Source organism: Pseudomonadota bacterium (assembly GCA_039033415.1).
Taxonomy (GTDB): Bacteria; Pseudomonadota; Gammaproteobacteria; order Xanthomonadales; family SZUA-38; genus JANQOZ01.
The window spans coordinates 54,872-72,273 of sequence record JBCCCR010000002.1; the positions used below are offsets into that span (position 1 = coordinate 54,872).

A 17,402-nucleotide genomic window follows, 5' to 3' on the forward strand; every position below is an offset into this window, starting at 1 on the left:
GTACCGTCGATTTAAGGCGCCGCTAGTACCGTCAGCTAGGGCCTCAAGACCGGCCTACTCGAAGCCGTCAGCAAAAACCGCGTCGAAGATCGGTCCGCCAAGCTGGAACGTGAGCTCGTTGTTGCTTTCGTCTTTCTCCGTCAGCAGTCCTGCGGGATCAACCACTGCACGGAACACCTGTTTGCTGGCGGTGCCCAGATTCCCGTTGAAAGTGACGATTCGGGTTTCGCCGGCCGCCAGGTTCATCACGTCCTGGACCAGAATCTGCCCGTCATTTTGGAATATCTCAAGTGACAGGCTATCGATGGTGAAGTCCCCGCTGTTGCTGACCGAAACCGCCAGCTCGTAGTCCTGGTTTGGCAAAACGTTTCCAGGCGTCAGGTCGATCAGAGAGACGGTCGCATCGATGCCCAGCGGGTGTTCCAGATAGGCCAGATCGCTGGCGCCCTCCGTCGGCACATTTTCTGCCGTGAAGGTACCGGTGCCCGGGGTGGTCACCTCAACGTCTTCGAGCGTTACGGCCGTTTTAATGTAGGCGAGGTTGAGCGAACCGTCGGCGGCAAAGGCGGCGACCACCGGACCCTCGATGTCCGAATCGTCCTGCAGGGCCTGCGCCTGACCCCATTGGTCGGCGACCTGATCGAAGATGAGGTAGCCCGCGTTCAGGCCGTCACCCTGCGAGAATGGCCACACAATGGCCAGGTTCCCGTTGGCGTCGGACACGAGCTCAAAGCTCTGGAAACCCACGTCGCCACTGCCTGGTCGAATCGTGACCACATCAGCGATATCGACGCTGTCCCGCAGCCAGACCAGGTCACCATCACGAACCCAAACGAGATGCCGCGACCCGCTGCTGTCATACGCTAACGCCGGCGCGGTATCGGATGTGGTGTCGTTCGTGATGCGCTGCGGCGCGGCCCATGACAGACCGTCGAAGGTCGTGAGAAATAGCTCCGCCTCGGCGGCGTTGAAGCCCGACGATCCGGTTGACCGAATGAATGCGGCGGAAGCCACGTTGGCGTCACGCTGAGCAACCGTCGTTTGGGTAAGTGCGGTTAGCCCCGATGCAATGGACTGCGGTGCACTCCAGCTTGAACCGCTCCAGGTTGCGTAACTGAGCGCAACCGGATTGGCGGCATCCCCGAGCAGGTTTCCGCCCGAATGATTTTTCCAAATGGCGAGAACTGAACCATCGTTACCGGAAGCAATATTGGCCGCATGGTCCATGTCGGTGTTGCTGGTGACGGCAACCGGTGTCGACCAACTCGTGCCATTCCAAACACTCGAGACAAGCTCCAAACTCTGGGCAAACGCCAGATCGAACTCGGTAATTGGGTCCAAGGAGGACAACTCGGACCGCTCCCACAGCGCGATGCCGTTTCCGACACCATCAAAGGCTACCTGCGGCGCAAACTCCGGCTGCGTGTCGTCAACAATCTGGACGGGCGCCTGCCAGGAGGCTCCGTCATAGAACAGCGAGCGAATCTCCGTACCTCGACCGGCAGGATCCGCCGGATCGTCGTGCACATAAACCAGCAGGCGACGACCATCGCCGGTGGTGCTCAAGGACAGTCGGGTTCTTGGGAACGTGCTGCTGACCAGGGTGGTTTCGACGTCACCAGAACTGACCGTCGTTTTGCCGGGGGAAACGGCAAAGGTTGCATAGTCAGGCTGTGCCAGGTGTTTCCTCGGCAGCAACCGCCAGTTGGCGGGCGCCAACACGGCCTTGTTCGCCATGTCCGACACCGTACACCCGCCCGGGATGGTGCAGTTTACGGCCTGAACAAAGACGTCACCAAAGCCGTAAATGTCGAACTGAACCTGCGCCACGAGCAGGATGCCCGCCCTGTCGAAGTTGGGCTCGGGCACCTTTGCCATGACAAACGGCTCGCCGCCACCAAACACCGTGATGTCGACGTTTTCGAGCGGCCGCACGTGCAGCGAAGCGTTGGTGGGCAGACCGATACGGCCCGTACCCGAGTCAAACTGCAGCGCCCCGCCGGTGCGAGGCCTAAAGGTGGCGGTGAATTTGCCGCGACCGCCGATCTTGCCGCTAATCAGCACGGTGTCCAACACCCCTTCGATGTAGTCGCCAATCAGCGGAATGCTGGTCAGGACAGAGACGCCAGGAAAGATCTCCAGCAGCCGCTGCTCACGGGTGATCGAACCGGTGATGTCAATGCCGAACGTGGTGGCAAGCAGATCCAGACTCCTGCCGCACAGAAACTGAACCTGACCCTCGCCAAATACGGTTCCGACAATCTCAAACGCCGCAACCGCCAGACCGGTGGTACCGGCAAGCCCCACCGTGCCTAAACCCGAGGAGGCGGCCAGGACGTTAGCTTCGGCAAAGGTCGGCAGAATGCCGAGTTCCTGCCCACCAAAATAGGGAACAAACGACGGGATTGGAACGGTGGCAACAAATGGCGGCTCGGGATATTTGAAAGAATAGGCATAGTTCACAACCGGCGGCATCACCATGCTCGCGAAGTTGGAATCCACGCCCGGGATATTCTGAATGGCCCACTCGACCCAAGCCGGAAACGGGAAGGCGGTGGTGGATTCGGATACCGGCTCAGAAAGAAAGCCATCCTGCTCCGCCTCTACCACCAGGCTGTTGTTGTCACAGCCGAAGCCGGTCATGAGATCCGAGCCCATGTTGTAGATTGTCATGGCGCCGCTTGCCGTACCGGGCACAACGGTATCGTCTCCGTTGAGATCAAACGTCACCGAACCAAACGGTGCCTCGCCATTTCCGGCCAGGATTGGACCATTCCAGTCCACCTGAGCCTGGATGGTGTTGGACGCCACCGGCCCGTTCAGAAAAAAATGATCCTCGAGGGTCAAACTCGGATTCAGTTCGACAACGGGCCGAACGTCCGGCTCGGCATCCTCGGTCGCTTCATTATTGGTTTCGGATCGCTCCTCTATGGAATCAAAAGGGTCAACGGTAATGACAATCTCGTTGCCGGCGGCAAAGCCGTCGCCGGCCTGAAGCGCCGAGGTGACGTCGTAGGTGAAGTCGATCTGCGTTGACTGCTGCGGCCCAAGGTCGGGTAGATTGAAATCGGCAAAGAAACTACCGCCGGTGTCGGTGGCGGTTGCGACAACGCCGGTGGCATCCTGCCCGCCGTCAGCGATGTTAGTGATCGTTGCCGTGACCATCGGGATCGTGAAGACGGTTCCGTTCTTGGCCAGACTCTGCACGTCGATCATCAGGTCGGTGACCGTCAGATCGGGTCGATCGTCGATCGTAATCGTGGCACTGGTAATGCTGCCCAGCTCGGCACCGCCTGTGGGATTGGAGATCGTCAAAAGAAAGTCTTCGGGGCCCTCAACCTGCATGTCAGGCAGAATCGGGATCGTGACCACCTGGGGCGAGCTGTCGCCATCCATCCAGGTGGCCGTTCCGCTGGTGAACGTATAGTCGAGGCCAGACGCCGCACCGTCGGTAACGATATCGGTTCGGAAGTCGACGGTGACCTCGCCGATGCTGCCCTGGATCCGCACCAGGTTGATATCGATACTGCCCGCGGTTTCGTCAACGTCGTAGGTGGCATTCTCAATTCGGATAGCGCCGTTGCCGTCGCAGTTGGTCACGCATTGCGCTTCCCAGAACCAGCTACAGGGCTCCGAGCAGATACCTCCGGTGAAAACGGATCCTGTGCAAGACTGCTCCGGTTCAAGCTCGTAGCGAAAATTGAAGTTCACGTTGCCACGGGCAACGTTGATGGGAAGGTCGACCGGCTGGTTGCTGCCAAAATCAAAGCTGAGACCTTCGAGGCTGCCCGATCCGTTGACGTTGCTAAAGAACGCCTCGCCGTTGAGGCCGCCACCCGGCGTATCGTCGGAGAAAGAAAACTGGTAGCCGTCGCTAGAGGGAAAAATCTCAAACTGTTCGGAGGCGTTGGCGTTCCCCGTGATCAGCCCGCCGGTAAAACACTGCAGCTCGTTGCCAGCGGAAAGGGTGGCGCCATTGGCCGTAACCTGAAGGTTGACCATGGTCGCGGCGCCCTGCGCGTCGGTCTGAACGCTGAACGCGATGGTTTCGCCCGGCGGGCCTTTGGCACCTTCCCGCGCACCGTCTTTGGCAAAGGTGTCGCGGATCAGCGTCCCTTCCCAAGTAGAGGTGGTGTTGGGTACGAGCTTGGCGTCTTCGCCAAACGAAGGTTGGTCAGCTTTCGCCGACGGGGGCTGGCCCTGACTGGTGCCCATGGCCGCCACAATGACTATGAAAGCGCCTAAGAACGATCTGGTTCCCACACGCGACCCCTTGCGGCTCTTTAATGACCGCTTCTGCTTAAGTTGTTGATCCAGTGTAGCCGCTGGCAGAGGCCTGTCCAGCCGCCGCCCGATCGCCACAGCAAGCGAAGTCGACAGCCCGCGGCCGGCCGGCCGTCATTTTGAATATTCAACGACTAGACGAAAAGAGCCGCCTCGCGGATCTAGTGGATGGTTGCGAATCGGTTGTGCGACACCCGCGCCATTGGTCTAAAGAAAACGACCGTCTGGCTCTTGGCATCGCGCGTTGGGCAGCAGGATTTCCATGCGGCTAGCGAGGAGAAAAGACCGTGTTCACTGGCGATTCTCCGGGTTGTTCACACCTACCAAACAACCATTTAACGATTTGGTAATCTCCTCTTCATGTTTGCGTAAAGCGTCCACACGCTTTGTCCGCAAAAGGATCACTTTTTTGACCCTAGCGTAGCGCCTCCACTCAACATGGAGGCAGCTCCCATGAAACCTCGTATTTTCCTTGCCGGTCTGGCCCTGTGCGTCGGCGGTTTGGCCAACGCACAACAGGCTCGCGTCAACGTTGGCCATCTGGCGCCGTTCGACGCCGACATCGCCGGCACCGCTGTTTCGGTCAACGTGAACGGCGGTGAAGTCGCCAGCGGCGTCACCTTTAACCAATTTTCTGGCTACCTAGACGTTGCCCCAGGCAACACTACGGTCGACGTGTTTGCCCCGCCCGGCGGCATGATGGCTGCCATCACCGACAGCTTCGACCTGGTCGCTGACACCGACTACACGGTGCTGGCCCTCGGCGACGGCACCAACCAGGGTCTATCGCTACTGGCACTGCAAGACGATAACTCCGTACCGGCAGCGGGCTTCGCTCGGCTGCGTATCGTCCACGCCGCGCCGTTCGCCGACACGCTCCCGGGTACCGCCGTTTCGATCCGCTTCGACGACGGCACGCTGGTCGGGACACTTTCAAACGTTGAGTTCGGCGGCGACTCGGGGTACCTGGATCTGGCCGCGGGCGAGTACGACCTGCAGGTAGCATCACCTGACGGCACCCAGACGTTCATCAACATCGCGCCTGTCACGCTGAATGACGGCGACGTGGTCACCGTCTTCGCCGTCGGCGACATCACCAACCAGCCGCTGGGCGCCACCGCTGCCTTCGGCGATGGATCATTTGCGCCGCTCCCGCTCGAGTCGCGGGTGAACGTCGGCCACCTGGCCCCGTTTGACGCGATGCTGTCCGGGACCGAGGTATCCGTCAGCGTCAACGGCACCGAGGTTGCGCCGAGCGTGACGTTCAACCAGTTTTCGGACTATCTGCCGGTCGTCGAAGGCAGTAATCAAGTCGACGTTTTTGCACCGCCCGGCGCAATGATGGCGGCTATTTCCGAAACGTTTGATCTCGCTGCAGCGACCGACTTTACGGTGCTTGCGATTGGTGACGGCACCAATCAGCCGCTCGAGCTGCTGCCGCTGGAAGACGAAAACTCGGCACCCTCAGCCGGCAACGCCAAAATCCGCGTCGTGCACGCTGCACCCTTCGCGGCCGAGATCGCGGATACCGCCGTATCGATCCGCCTCGACAGCGGCGCGATCGTCAACAGTCTTGCCAGCGTGCTGTACAGCGAGGACTCGGGATTCTTCGAACTGCCCGCCGGCGATTACGATCTTCAGGTTGCCTCCCCCGACGGCACCCAGGCATTTATCAATCTCGCGCCGATCACGCTGGCTGACGGCGATATCGTGACGGTCTTTGCCGTTGGTGATGGCGCCAACCAGGCCCTTGGCGCTACGGCTTTCTTCGCTAACGGCACGTTTGCCAGCCTGCCGCTGGAGCCCACCGCCCGAGTCAACGTGGGTCACCTTGCGCCGTTTGCGCGCGACATCGCCGGAACTGCCGTGTCGGTGAATTTGAACGATGCGGAAGTCGCAACCGGCGTTGTGTTCCAACAGTTCTCCGGGTACCTCCCGGTAGACGCCGTGAGCACCGACGTCGACATCTTTGCCCCGCCGGGCTCGGGCGGAGCGCCGGCCATCAGCGGAACCGCAAACCTGCTCGAAGACATCGATTACACGGTGCTGGCTATCGGCGACGGTACGAACCAGGCGCTCGATCTACTGGTGCTGACCGACGAGAACACGCCGCCAACCGCCGGTAACGCCAAGGTACGGGTGGTTCACGCGGCACCGTTTGCCGCTACCGGTCCTGCAACCGCGGTTTCCATTCGCCTGGACGACGGCACGGTCGTTGAGAATCTCACCAGCGTTGAATATGGCGCCGACTCGGGCTTCTTCGAGCTGACAGCCGGCGAGTACGACCTTCAGGTTGCGTCTCCGGACGGCACGCAGACGTTCATCGACCTGCAGCCGGTGACGCTGGCTGACGGTGACGTCGTCACTATCTTTGCGGTCGGTGACGGCGCAAACCGTCCTCTGGGCGCTGTCGCGTTCTTCGCCAATGGCCAGTTCGCGACGCTGCCGCTGGCGCCGGTGTTCGCCAACGGCTTCGAAACTGCGCGGGTCAACGTGGGGCATCTGGCACCTTTCGCCAACACCCTGCCCGGCACCGCGGTTTCGGTGGAGGTGAACGGCACCGAAGTTATCCCGAACGTTGAGTTCAACGTGTTCTCGGGCTATCTCGGAGTGGTCCCCGGCGAAACCACCGTCGACGTGCTGGCGCCGCCGGCCACGCCGCCCGCCGCCATCACCACCACCACCACACTCGATCCAGCGACCGACTACACCGTACTCGCTCTCGGAGATGGCCCCAATCAGATGCTGACCCTGCTGCCGCTGATTGACGACAACCAGCCGCCCGCCGCCGGGAACGTCAAAATCCGCGTTGTGCACGCCGCACCTTTCAGCGACACGCTGGCTGGCACCGCCGTGTCGATCCGCTTGGATGACGGCACCGTGGTGAACGGGTTAGGAAACGTCGAGTTTCTCGGCGAGTCGGGTTTCTTCCAGCTGCCGGCGGACGAGTACGACCTTCAGATCGCTTCGCCTGACGGCACCCAGACGTTTATCGACCTGGCCCCGGTGGATCTGCCCGCCGGCACCATCGTGACGATCTTTGCGGTCGGAGACGGGGCTAACCAGGATCTGGGCGCCACCGCGTTCTTCCCGGACGGCACCTTCTCCGCCCTGCCGCTCGAGTAAGCGAGCAGCAGGTATTGAGTCAGCCGGGAGCATCGCTCTCGGCTGACTCTGACACCGGCGCTTTGCGGTAGCGAGTCGGGGTTGTTCCCACCACCTTTTTGAACGTCCGAGTAAAAGCGAGATCCGATTCATAGCCCACGCGGCCGGCGATTTCATAGATCGGGAGCTGCGACTCACTCAGCAGTTCCTTCGCCTTGTCGATCCGCAATCGCGTCAGATAGTCGAACATCGGTCGGCCCACAAGCGCCTTAAAGCGCCTGGCGAAGGCGGTCCGCGACAGCCCGATTTCCTCTGCCAGGCCTTCTAGCGTCCACGATTTGGCTGGGCTTTCGTGCAGCATACGCAGCGCCGGCCCGATCTGGCGATCATCCAGGGCTTCGAGCAGCGGCCGCTGCTGCTTTCGGCCAAAGTCGATACGGACCATTTCAATCAGCAGGACCTCCGTGAGCTTGTCCACAATCAGCTCTGAGCCAGGGTCCTGGGACAGGTATTCAGCGGCAAGCTGATCCAAGGTCGTGCGAAGCCACGGATGGCAGAGCACCTCCTCGTCTCTCACGATGGTCAGAGACGGAAAGACGTCACCCAACAGCCCGCCGCGATCGCGCAAAAACTCGCAATAGCCACATAGCAACAGCGTACCGGCATTGGCTACCGGCGCTGCTCCGGGCGGCTCGCTAAGCAGCTCATGGTGAAGACCGGGCTCGACAAACACCAGATCGCCGGGCCCGAGCTGCTGAAGGGAATCATCCGCGCGTATCCAGCACTCTCCGCGTCGCACGACGTGAAACGAGGCGGCTGACGGCTCGTCAAACTCCAACGTCCAGGGCGCGTCCAGCCGGTCGCAGAAATAGACACTGCCTCGCACCCTCATCGACCGAAGAATGTCGCTCAGCACCTCCATCAGCAGCTGACCCCGTCGTTCAAATTATGTGTACGATTAGTGCCAAAAAAGAACATCAACAGTCATAGATAGTGCCTTTTGAGCTCGGTATCGTAGCACTCATTGGTTAACAACGAGGAGCTGGACCATGAACCGAGTGGAAATCTATACCAAAAGCTGGTGCCCCTACTGCGCACGGGCGAAAGCGGACCTTCAGCGCAGAGGCGTGGCTTACGAGGAAATTGACGTTACCGACGATGAGGTGCGCGAAGCCGAAATGGTGAAACGGGCGGGCCGGACTTCGGTGCCGCAGATATTTATTGGCGGCAGGCATCTGGGCGGCAGCGACGACCTGCGAGCAGCTGACCGGTCGGGCGAGCTCGATCACCAGCTGTCACAACAAGGAGAAACGGCATGATTACCAGACGCGTCGACGTGGCGGTCATCGGCGCAGGCTCAGCGGGCCTGCGCGCTTACCGGGCCGCAAAGAAGGAAACCGCGAACGTGGTGCTTATCGAGGGTGGTCCGTACGGCACCACCTGTGCCCGGGTGGGATGTATGCCGAGCAAGCTGCTGATCGCGGCGGCCGAGGCCGCGCACGGCGCTGCGGAGGCTCATCGGTTCGGCATCGACGTTGAGGGGATTGAAGTAAACGGCCGCGCGGTGATGGATCGCGTCCGTCGGGAGCGCGATCGCTTTGTCGGGTTTGTTGTTGAAGGCACCGAGAAGATTCCCGGTGAAGACCGAATTCGCGGCTACGCCCAGTTTGTCGATGATCACGAGCTCATCGTGGACGACCACACGTCCATCATCGCCGACCGAGTGGTTATTGCGACCGGCTCGCGACCGGCCTACCCGAGCCGCTGGAACGAATTGGGTGACCGTTTGATCGTCAATGACGACATCTTCGACTGGGAAGATCTGCCCAGCTCGGTGGCTGTCTTCGGGCCTGGCGTCATCGGACTGGAACTTGGCCAGGCGCTCGCCCGGCTGGGCGTACAAGTCAGGCTCTTTGGGCTCGGCGGAAAGGTCGGCCCGTTGTCGGACGAACGCGTCATGGCGGCGGCACGCGAAGCCATGCAATCGGAGTTTCTGTTGGATCCGAATGCCAACGTCAGTCGTCTGGAGCGGACCGAAGAAGGGGTTGCCATCGACTACGAAGACCAGGACGGCGTAGTCCAGACGGCTCTCGTCGACTTTGTCATCGCGGCCACCGGTAGAACGCCCAATGTCGACAAGTTAAAGCTGGAAAACACCAGCCTGCCCCTGGATGAGCGTGGCGTGCCGGTGTTTGACGAGAACACCATGCAGATCGGCCGGTCGCACGTCTTTATCGCCGGTGATGTGGACAACGACCGTCCGCTGCTGCACGAAGCGGCTGACGAAGGCGACATTGCTGGGCGAAACGCTGGGCGATTCCCAGCGGTTGAACCGGGCGCGCGCCGCTCACCGCTGGCGGTGGTCTTCTCAGACCCGCAGATCGCGATGGTCGGCGCGCGCTTAGCCGACCTGGATGAACGAGACGTGGCCGTCGGCGAGGTGTCTTTCGAAGACCAGGGCCGCGCTCGGGTCATGCTCAAGAACCAGGGGCTGCTGCGAGTGTATGCCGACTGCCGCACCGGCCGCTTTCTGGGTGCCGAAATGGTGGGACCGGGTGCGGAGCACATCGGTCACCTGCTGGCCTGGGCTCATCAAGCAGGCCTCACCATCACCGAGATGCTGGAGATGCCTTTCTATCATCCGGTGATTGAGGAAGGCCTTCGAACCGCGCTTCGCGAAGCTCAGAAAGGCGTCGGGCACTGTCTGCGGGTCGCCGCCTAGCGTGACGAACCAGGGCGCCGGGCAAAACCCGGCGCCTCTACCTGGCCGTTCCCGATTGCGGTGTTGTCCCTGCCGCTATACTGGCGGCGCCATGACCGAATCACGCCATGACGCCTGACACCATTTCTGCACGCATCAAACATGCCCGCGTTGTCGCCGGCCTGTCGCCCCAGGAGATGCGTGAAAAGCTTCGCGGCCTCGGACTCAAATACAGCCAGGGCGGCTGGCACCGCGTCGAAAATACCGAACCTACCAACCCCAATCTCCAGCTGATCAAAGCGATCAGTCGCGTCACCGGCGTGTCCCCTGGCTGGCTGCTGTTCGGCGAAGGTGATGCGATGGTGGCCGACACCGGGGTTGCGATCCGCCGGCAGGTGATCGACGCCATTGAGGTGATGGGATCGACGCTTCGGATGACCAAACGCCAAACCGACAGTTTCAACCGGCTGATTCAGTCACTACGCAACAGCAGCTGAATCTTTTTTCACTTCATCTGAACTTTTTTTCATTTCAGCTGTTGACACGGCTCATAGCCGGCGTAGAATCCGCCGCCATGATTTCCATATTTACCCATAAACGCGCCGAAAGCGCGGCCAGTAATCGCGTGCTTCGCGATGCGGCCGGCGCTACCTGCATGCCCCTGCGGCACAAGCAGATTTCGCTGCGTTATGACCAGCCCATGAGGCTGGAAACGATGCGGTAGCCTTCCGAACAACGGGTTGGAAGGCTGCGCAAGCAGAACCTTCCGACCAGTGAGCGAAAGGCCCTGGTTGGTTCTGCCCTCCAGGGTTTTTTTGTGCCCGGAGGAAGGCTCTTTGACAATTAGACGAATACCATCAGCGGCTTACGCCGTTGATAAATAACACTTTTTGTGGCGAAAGCCGCGATAGGGTGTTGGCGCGTAGTTCAGCCAGTGACGACGCCCGGATCTGACCCGGGAGACGCAGGTGCAAATCCTGCCGCGCCCTCCATTTTTGTCGTGTCGCGCCCCGCGACACGCGGACGGCCTGGCGTCGACAGCCGCGTAACCGCGGTCAAAGGCGGGCTCCTGCAGCCCGCCGCCCGAAGCTTCGGGTCAATCCAGGCAGGCTCGGTCTCCCAAGTTGTCGGCGCGAACGGCAATAGCGATCAAGCAGAGCGCGGAAGTAGTTTGGCTCACGCACCGGGATGCCGGGAATGCGGGTCAACGAAAGATCAGGTGGTGCTGGAACCCGCGCATACCGCCCTGCGTCCCGCGAGAGAAAACGAGTAGTGCGTGCGTGCGAGCCGTTGCGGGCGAGTGCGTAAGTGCAGAAGCTGAAAGGATGCGGTCTGGCGCCGCAGTCTCCGGCTTCAGGTCGTCATTCCGGCAGGAGAGCGACCAATCATGCCGTGTTGTATTTCTGAAGAAGCAACGCGATTGCCCCCGGCGCAGGTCAGCGGGCGAAACGCTTTACACCGACAGTGGCTTAACTCTGGCCCCGAGAGGGGAAGCTGGAGATCCGTCATGCCGATGGGTTTGGTGATCCTTGATCGCCGAGTAGGTGTAGGGGACGAGTGACTCGCCGCACTCCAAAAAGGCAGCCACCACCATCGACGCAGGCGCGTGGACAAGAGCGGTAACCGATACCTCGGGTACGCCGCTCGAACGGATGGTGAACCAGCGGATCAGCAAGGCTTAGTCTCAGCCGGTGATGCGCGTAGCGAATTTCTTCGCAGTTTTTCCTGCGGTACTGGCCTAACGGATAAGGCACCCGGCTGTCGACCGGGGAGATGTGGGTTCGAGTCCGGCGTACCGCGCCAGGGGTCTTTGGCAGAACGGTTATGCAGCGGACTCTTAATCCGCACCACGAAGGTTCGACTCCTTCAGGGCCCACCAAATTCACGGTCAGCGTTTCGCAGACCCAGTCCGCAGCGTTGGCATCTCTTTTGACTAAACATATGGAGGCTCCCATGGGCATTCAAATGACCATCAACAAAGGTCGTGTCCCAGTCCACGTCTGGACCCGGGATATCGACTCCAAGGCGATCGATCAGCTGACCAATATTGCGCAGCTGCCGTTCGTCAAAGGCCACGTGGCGGCGATGCCCGATGTTCACGTCGGTCTGGGGGCCACCGTCGGTTCGGTGATCCCCACCGTTAAGGCGATCATTCCCGCCAGCGTGGGCGTGGACATCGGCTGCGGCATGATGGCAGCGCGGCTGACGCTGCCGGCCCATCAGCTGCCGGACAGCCTCGGCGCGGTTCGAAGCGCGATCGAGGCCAAGGTGCCGGTGGGCTTCAACCTGCACAGCCTGGAAAACGCCTGCAGCGACGGGGTGAAAAAGGTGAAGGACGGTCACGACCGGATCACCGAAAAGCACCCCAAGCTGGCGGAACGGGCCCGGCGCGGCAAGCCGTGGAAGTGGGCCCGGCAGATCGGCACTCTGGGCGGCGGCAATCACTTCATCGAGCTGTGCCTGGATCAGGATCAGCAGGTGTGGGTGATGTTGCACTCAGGCTCCCGGGGCGTGGGCAACGAGATCGGCCGCTACTTCATTTCTATGGCCAAGGAAGAAATGCTGCGCAAGGACGTGCGGCTGCCGGACAAGGACCTGGCGTACCTGGAAGAAGGATCACAGAGCTTCAGCGACTATGTTGAGGCGGTGGACTGGGCGCAGGACTACGCGATGGAAAACCGGCGACAGATGATGCGTCTGGTACTGGAAGCGCTGGCAGAGCAGCTGCCGGAGTTTTTGGTTACTGACCACGCTATCAACTGCCACCACAACTACATCGCTCGGGAAGTGCATTTCGGTGAACACGTTTACGTGACGCGGAAGGGCGCAATCCGGGCAGGGAAAGACGAACTGGGAATCATCCCCGGCTCCATGGGGGCCCGGTCGTACATTGTCCGCGGTAAAGGCAACGGCGAGTCGTTCCACTCCTGCGCCCACGGTGCGGGACGGAAGATGTCTCGTACGGAAGCCAAGCGGCGGTTCACCCGGGCCGACCTGATCGATCAGACGAAGGGCGTTGAATGCCGGAAGGACAAGGGCGTGATTGACGAAGCGCCCGGTGCTTACAAGGACATCGACGCCGTGATGAGCAATCAGGAAGACCTGGTGGAAGTGGTCCACACCCTGAAGCAGGTGGTCTGCGTTAAAGGCTGACCCGCAGCCGTAACCCTGGGGGCGGGAGAAACCCGCCCCCTCTTCAGCAACTAGGAGAGGCCTATGAACAGCCCGACAAGCAAGGCGCCCGCCGGCCGCGCCCCCCAAGGCCTGCGATCTCTGCAACCGTTGAAACCAGACTCTCGATGGAGAACATCATGGACAAAAGACTCGTCCAAGAGTTTGTGCAATGTGAGGCCGGACGCCGCCGCTGCTTCAGCTACTTCAAGGGCCGCTATGCGCTCCTGCTGCTGAAACACGTGCTCGGCCGCGGCCGCAGCATCGCTGAACTCCGTTTATCCCCGTTTCATCAGCTTCTCCAGAAGCCTGCCGTCAAAACAGTCCTGAAATGGGCCGGCGGCGGCCTGCTAACGCCGGAGCTGCTGGATTTTGCCTGGCAGGACCCGGTGCTGGACTTCGTGGTGTCATTCAGCCACTTCAGCGGCTGGTGCCAAACCAGTCGGCGCGGCGCCAACCTGGTGATTCAGCTGAACTTCAGCCGAAGCCAGCAGCGCCGCTACGAGCGGCTGATGCGCCCCCAGGAACATGGTGCGCTGCAGCTATGGGGCCACCCCGTTGACCGGGTTTCGCGGGAGACGCTGGCGTGGGTCAGAGTTGACCTCGACCTGGACGATGAGGAAGCGCTCATCGAAGAGGTGCAGGGTGACTGGCTGCGTGAGGTAGATTCGCTCTTGCGCGCCTACCGCAACGCCGCCGAAGACGACCCGGTGTATCTCGGATTTCACACGACGGTGGGCGCCCTGCGTCGCTATCACGCGGCGCTGAAGCCCTATCGTCAGCTGTGGGACGAGGCTGCGCTGGCTGCGGCGCTGGAGTATCTGCTGGGCGATCTCGGTATTCGCCGGGTTTTCTACCATCAGTTCAAAACCGGCTGTGAGCTGAAACGGATCGATCGACATGACGCGCCGCCCATGTCGCTTTACACCGACCTGCCGCGTCGATTCTGCATGCAGGCCACCGACAAGGGGCCGCAGTTTCTGATGCGGCAGCGCAAGCTGAGGCGGCGACTCGCGGGTGCTTCTGCACCCATCTTTTTTCAATTGAGCCCTTAGGGTTTCACCGGAGCGTTCTCGCGAACGTCTCGGATGAATCACCGATGGCTAAGGAGGAAACATGCCTGGTAATCCGATCGCCAGAAACCCCCTCCTGCGTAAAGGTGGTGCCCATCAGCGCGCTCGCTCCAGCGAGCGCCAGATCTATGGCTCCATCCTTCGCAGCGCGGTGGATGAATGGTTTAAAGATTATGCCGAGCGGTCTCGCGGCCGCTCGAAACGTTAACGGAGGGGCGGTGCGCCGCCCTTCCCTCTGATCATTTGCTGACCCAAATCAATCAGCGGACTGGGTTCTAAGCGCCCAGCCGGTGCCCCGGGCTTTGCCTGGCGGGTATATCGAGCGACACGGGGAGCAGGTGAAGGTTCCTGTACCTAAGCGGATGAGGCCCTCCGGCTTTGCCGGAGGTGTATGCAGGTTCGAATCCTGTCTGGAACTCCATGGATAGCTCAGTTGGTAGAGCAGTCGACTCATAATCGATGGGCCGCGGGTTCGATTCCCGCTCCACTGCCTCCTGAACGAGGCCATTAACGCAAGAAACGGGCTTTTGCCCAGGGACCCCTTCCCCGCCTGATCCGGTTTCCGCAGCTTCGGCCGCGGCCGCCGGTGAGGGCAGCAGCACAGACGTTCTGTCGACTGCCGCTGAACTCGTTGCTCAGAAAACGTAAGGCTTTGGTCTTCCGGCTCGCCCCGCGAAACCGAGGACCAGCGCCGCGCGTTGACGACGGCGAGTACAAGCAGTTCGCCACGGCTGGGCTGCGGGAAGGGGACTTTTTGTGTCCCGCAAGGGACGCTCCATGCCAATCCCAAAGGAGGAACCAATCATGATGGGATTGAACAAGGTTGTGATCGCGGACTACGAACGCGGTCTGAAGTACACCAATCGTCGGCTGACGGCGGTACTGGCTCCGGGCGTATACCGCTGGCTGAATCGGCCGAACCGGAAGGTCGAGGTCCAGGTGGTAGATGTCACCACGGGTCGGCTGCAGCTTCCCCGAATCGAATATCTGGTGCGCAATGCGCCGGAGGCCGTGGCGGCACAATTTGAGGTGGTTGCCATCGGGCCGCAGGAGCTGGGCCTGGTCTACCTCAACGGCCGGCTAAATGGCCTGCTGCAGCCGGGCGCCGTCCAGGTTTTTTGGAAGGACGCGGCTGATCTGCGGGTCGAGCGGGTGGACCTGTCGGATTCACTCGAGGTAGACCCGAAGCGAGTCCAGGAAGTGCTGCGAAGCGGCATGCCTACGGACGAGAAGCGGACGCTCTACCTTCGGCAGGTCGCTGACCATGAGGCGGGCCTGCTGCTGATCGACGGCCGGTTCGAGCGGCTGCTGGAGCCCGGCCTGCACGGCTTCTGGGCGGCCACCAGGCCTGTCACTGTAGAGCTGGTGGACCTGCGGCTGCAGGCTCTGGAGGTCAGCGGACAGGAGATGCTGACCAAGGACAAGGTGTCGCTGCGGATTAACCTGGCGGCCGGCTACCGGGTGACCGATCCGGTGAAGGCTCGGGCAGGTTCCGCCGACGTGGTCGATCAGCTCTACCGGACTCTGCAGTTTGGCCTGCGCCAGGCGGTGGGTGGCCGGGACCTGGAACGCCTGCTGGGCCAGAAGGGTGAGCTCGATGATGAGGTGTTCGCCTACGCGGCCGCTCAGGTGGAAGGCCTGGGCCTGAGCCTGGAGGCGGTGGGCGTCAAGGACATCATCCTGCCCGGTGACATGAAGGCCATCCTCAACCAGGTGGTGGAGGCACAGAAGGTTTCTGAAGCTAACGTGATTCGTCGGCGGGAGGAAACCGCGGCTACACGTAGCCTGCTCAACACCGCCAAGCTGATGGACGACAACCCCACCCTCCTGCGTCTGAAGGAACTGGAGATACTGGAGAAGGTCACCGAAAAGATCGACCAGATCACCGTTTTCGGCGGCCTGGAAGGCGTCCTCAACGAGCTGGTCAAAATTGGAGGCCAGCGATGACCGGGTCCAATACGACCCGGCTGGGGTTTGACCCCGCTTAGCCGGCTGCGGTTTTCCGCAGCCGGTTTTTTTTGGCTAATTTTTCGCTTCGCCGGCCAATCGCTCCGCCCGGCGGGCCAGCTTCTCCACCAGGTTGAAGCCGACGTCGGGGCGCGACCACGGGCAGACCGCAATGCAGATGGCGCAGCCCGAGGTTTCCGCAAAAAAGGGAATACATTCGTCGAAGTCGACGTACCACTTCTCGGTGCCCCGCACGGTTTGTTTATCCGGCTTGATCGCGATCGGCGGGCAGGCATTCTCGCAGACCTTGCAGCGGCTGCAGAAATCGTCTATCCCAAATTCACGCTGGGGCGTCGGCGCAAACGGCGCGTCGGTCAGCACCGCGCCCAGCCGAAACGCTGAACCAAACTCTGGATTGATAATCGACCCGTGTTTGCCCAGCTCACCAAACCCGCACTCGATCGCGGGCGGGATCATCAGGATCTTGCCGACCATCGGGCCGGTGACCGCCTCAGCCTGCCATCCCTGACTACGGATCCAGGCAGCCACTTTCTTGGCAACCTTCGCGGCCCGCAGGTACTGGCGCGTCACGTCTTTTCCACCCCGCAGCTCGGGCACGTGGCGCAGTTCCTCGAAGTCATGCTGCACACCCAGCATCACCACGTTGGGCAGATCGTTCTGCTCGTGTTCGTACACCCACTCTGGGCGCATCCGCGCCACGCCGGTCATCTCGCAGTCGCCAGCCTCGATGAACTGCTTTAACTCAGCCGTCCAGTCATCGGGAGACCGGGAAATCCTTTCCGGAGCCACCGGCGGCAGCGGTGATTCCACCGCCTCCTTGCGCCGGGTGCGCAGGTCGACCATCTCGTCGTCCGGTTGCTCGTGCTGGTAGAACCAGAGCTGCGCCCGACCGAAACTTACGGCTTCCATATCCGGAGCCCACCACACCATCGCCGGCGGACGGTGATGGGTTTCGCCTAAGCCATTGACCGGATTCCCGCGATAGTCGCCGAGCAGCGCCAGAAATTCGGGATCAGGGCTATAGGGTCGATAGGGATTTTTTGGCATGTGACACTCTCCCGCAGGCGTCTGTTGCCGCGCGAACCCCCTCCTTGAGCGGC

Annotated in this window: 11 protein-coding genes and 3 tRNA genes; 11 read left to right on the plus strand and 3 right to left on the minus strand. The window is 61.3% G+C overall.

Annotated elements, in window-relative coordinates; genetic code table 11:
• Positions 1-54: 54 nt before the first annotated feature.
• The gene (locus AAF358_01915; GenBank protein ID MEM7704276.1) at positions 55-4,263 is read right to left on the minus strand and encodes a CARDB domain-containing protein; all 4,209 of its coding nucleotides are present in this window, start codon (positions 4,261-4,263) and stop codon (positions 55-57) included.
• Positions 4,264-4,737: 474 nt separating this feature from the next.
• Here AAF358_01915 and AAF358_01920 point away from each other — a divergent pair, with 474 nt between their 5' ends.
• Positions 4,738-7,410 carry a DUF4397 domain-containing protein gene (locus tag AAF358_01920; GenBank protein MEM7704277.1) on the plus strand — a complete coding sequence of 891 codons (2,673 nt, stop codon included), beginning with the start codon at positions 4,738-4,740 and terminating at the stop codon, positions 7,408-7,410.
• Positions 7,411-7,429: 19 nt separating this feature from the next.
• Here AAF358_01920 and AAF358_01925 read toward each other — a convergent pair whose 3' ends face one another.
• Positions 7,430-8,311 (minus strand): AraC family transcriptional regulator, encoded by an 882-nt coding sequence (locus AAF358_01925; protein ID MEM7704278.1) that lies wholly within the window; start codon positions 8,309-8,311, stop codon positions 7,430-7,432.
• A gap of 127 nt (positions 8,312-8,438) precedes the next feature.
• Here AAF358_01925 and grxC point away from each other — a divergent pair, with 127 nt between their 5' ends.
• The 10 genes from grxC (at position 8,439) to AAF358_01975 (ending at position 16,281) form a co-directional block, all read left to right on the plus strand.
• The gene (grxC, locus tag AAF358_01930; protein ID MEM7704279.1) at positions 8,439-8,708 is read left to right on the plus strand and encodes a glutaredoxin 3; all 270 of its coding nucleotides are present in this window, start codon (positions 8,439-8,441) and stop codon (positions 8,706-8,708) included.
• A complete protein-coding gene (locus AAF358_01935) occupies positions 8,705-10,111 on the plus strand; it encodes a dihydrolipoyl dehydrogenase (GenBank protein MEM7704280.1) in 1,407 nt (468 codons plus the stop codon). The genes grxC and AAF358_01935 overlap by 4 nt, the downstream gene beginning before the upstream one ends.
• Before the next feature lie 107 nt (positions 10,112-10,218).
• Positions 10,219-10,587, plus strand: coding sequence for a hypothetical protein (locus tag AAF358_01940; protein MEM7704281.1), 369 nt, complete (start codon positions 10,219-10,221; stop codon positions 10,585-10,587).
• A 77-nt stretch (positions 10,588-10,664) separates the two neighbouring features.
• Entirely contained in the window at positions 10,665-10,814 is a 150-nt protein-coding gene (locus AAF358_01945) for a hypothetical protein (GenBank protein MEM7704282.1), read from the plus strand.
• 1,003 nt (positions 10,815-11,817) lie between these two features.
• Positions 11,818-11,893, plus strand: a tRNA-Asp gene (locus AAF358_01950).
• A 1-nt stretch (position 11,894) separates the two neighbouring features.
• Positions 11,895-11,969, plus strand: a tRNA-Lys gene (locus tag AAF358_01955).
• Positions 11,970-12,043: 74 nt separating this feature from the next.
• Positions 12,044-13,243, plus strand: a complete 1,200-nt coding sequence (locus AAF358_01960; protein MEM7704283.1) for an RtcB family protein — start codon at positions 12,044-12,046, stop codon at positions 13,241-13,243.
• 158 nt (positions 13,244-13,401) lie between these two features.
• Entirely contained in the window at positions 13,402-14,316 is a 915-nt protein-coding gene (locus AAF358_01965; protein ID MEM7704284.1) for a hypothetical protein, read from the plus strand.
• Positions 14,317-14,756: 440 nt separating this feature from the next.
• A tRNA-Met gene (locus AAF358_01970) sits at positions 14,757-14,821 on the plus strand.
• A gap of 317 nt (positions 14,822-15,138) precedes the next feature.
• The gene (locus AAF358_01975) at positions 15,139-16,281 is read left to right on the plus strand and encodes a slipin family protein (protein ID MEM7704285.1); all 1,143 of its coding nucleotides are present in this window, start codon (positions 15,139-15,141) and stop codon (positions 16,279-16,281) included.
• Positions 16,282-16,356: 75 nt separating this feature from the next.
• Here AAF358_01975 and AAF358_01980 read toward each other — a convergent pair whose 3' ends face one another.
• On the minus strand, positions 16,357-17,349 hold the full coding sequence (locus AAF358_01980) for a 4Fe-4S dicluster domain-containing protein (protein MEM7704286.1): 993 nt from the start codon (positions 17,347-17,349) through the stop codon (positions 16,357-16,359).
• Between the last annotated feature and the right edge of the window lie 53 nt (positions 17,350-17,402).